At 58.3% G+C, this 1,831-nt stretch carries 2 protein-coding genes; both read left to right on the top strand.

The annotated features are described in order from the left end of the window. Positions 1 to 827, top strand: an 827-nt coding sequence (locus C9413_RS31770) for an amino acid ABC transporter permease (RefSeq protein ID WP_170251496.1), incomplete at its 5' end; no start/stop codon positions are given. A gap of 16 nt (positions 828 to 843) precedes the next feature. Then, positions 844 to 1,611 carry an amino acid ABC transporter ATP-binding protein gene (locus tag C9413_RS31765; RefSeq protein ID WP_039844780.1) on the top strand — a complete coding sequence of 256 codons (768 nt, stop codon included), beginning with the start codon at positions 844 to 846 and terminating at the stop codon, positions 1,609 to 1,611. Positions 1,612 to 1,831 lie beyond the last annotated feature (220 nt).

Below are 1,831 nucleotides of genomic sequence, written 5' to 3'. Positions count from 1 at the left end.
CGCTCGACGAGCGCTGGCGTCCGACGATTGTCTTCATCCTCTTTGCAGTGCTGCTGATCCCCCTGTTGATCCCGTCGGTACCGCGCAAAGGTCTGAACGCGATCCTGCTCTTCGCCGTGCTGCCGATCGTCTCGTTCTTCCTGCTGTACGGCGGCTTCGGCCTTGAAGTCGTCGACTCGCCGCTCTGGGGCGGCCTGCTCGTGACGCTGGTCGTGTCCTTCGTCGGCATGGCCGTCTCGCTGCCGTTCGGCATCGTGCTCGCGCTTGGTCGGCGATCGACAATGCCCGTCGTGAAGATGGTCTGCGTCACTTTCATCGAAGTGATCCGCGGCATACCGCTGATCACAGTCCTTTTCATGGCAAGCGTCATGCTGCCGCTCTTCCTGCCGACCGGCTGGAATGTCGACAAGCTGATGCGCGCGGTGATCGGTGTCTCGATCTTCGCCTCCGCCTATATGGCGGAAGTCATTCGCGGTGGCCTGCAGGCGATCCCGAAGGGCCAGTATGAGGGAGCCGATTCACTCGGTCTTGGCTACTGGCAGAAGATGCGGCTCATCGTTCTGCCGCAGGCGATCAAGCTGGTCATCCCGGGGATCGTCAATACGTTCATCGGCATGTTCAAGGATACGTCGCTCGTTTCGATCATCAGCATGTTCGACCTGCTCGGCATCGTGCGCCTGAACTTTACCGATTCCAACTGGGCAAGCTCGGTCACGCCGCTGACAGGCCTCGTCTTCGCAGGCTTCATCTTCTGGATTTTCTGCTTCGGCATGTCGCGCTATTCCGTGTTCATGGAACGCTACCTCGACACCGGCCACAAACGATAAGAATGAGGGAATAAACATGGCTGAACCCAAGAAAATGACCGTTTCCGCAACGGACGTGGCGGTCGAAATCATCAACATGAACAAGTGGTACGGTGATTTTCACGTGCTGCGCGACATCAACCTCAAGGTCATGCGTGGTGAGCGCATCGTCATCGCCGGCCCGTCGGGGTCGGGAAAGTCGACGATGATCCGTTGCATCAACCGTCTGGAAGAGCACCAGAAAGGCCACATTCTCGTTGACGGCACGGAGCTCACGAACGACCTGAAGAAGATCGACGAAGTGCGCCGCGAAGTCGGCATGGTGTTCCAGCACTTCAATCTATTTCCGCATCTGACGATCCTCGAAAACTGCACGCTGGCGCCGATCTGGGTGCGCAAGATGCCGAAAAAGCAGGCCGACGAGGTCGCCATGCACTTCCTGAAGCGCGTCAAGATCCCGGAACAGGCGAACAAGTATCCCGGCCAACTTTCCGGCGGCCAGCAGCAGCGCGTGGCGATTGCTCGCTCGCTCTGCATGAACCCGAAGATCATGCTATTCGACGAGCCCACCTCGGCGCTCGATCCGGAAATGATCAAGGAAGTGCTGGATACGATGGTGGGCCTTGCGGAAGAAGGCATGACGATGCTCTGCGTCACCCACGAAATGGGCTTTGCCCGTCAGGTCGCAAACCGCGTCATCTTCATGGACCAGGGCCAGATCGTCGAACAGAATTCGCCCGCCGAATTCTTCGACAACCCGCAGCACGAGCGCACCAAACTCTTCCTCAGCCAGATCCTGCATTAAGCGAAAGAACTGCCTTGAGAAAAGCCGCCGGAGAGGCCCTCCGGCGGCGTTTATTTTATCGCCAGCGAGCATCCTCATCGCTCACAACCACGGTTGCAAGATCACCCGCCTGAACGGCAACGCACACTGAAGGATCGGCATCCGTTCAGCCATGGAAAAGCGGAGGGGCATACCTATCTAGGATAGCATTGCCGACCCACGTCATGGAGCACCCCGATGA

Source organism: Rhizobium sp. SEMIA 4085 (assembly GCF_013004495.1).
Taxonomy (GTDB): Bacteria; Pseudomonadota; Alphaproteobacteria; order Rhizobiales; family Rhizobiaceae; genus Rhizobium; species Rhizobium gallicum.
This window is presented reverse-complemented; position numbering and strand designations above follow the sequence as displayed.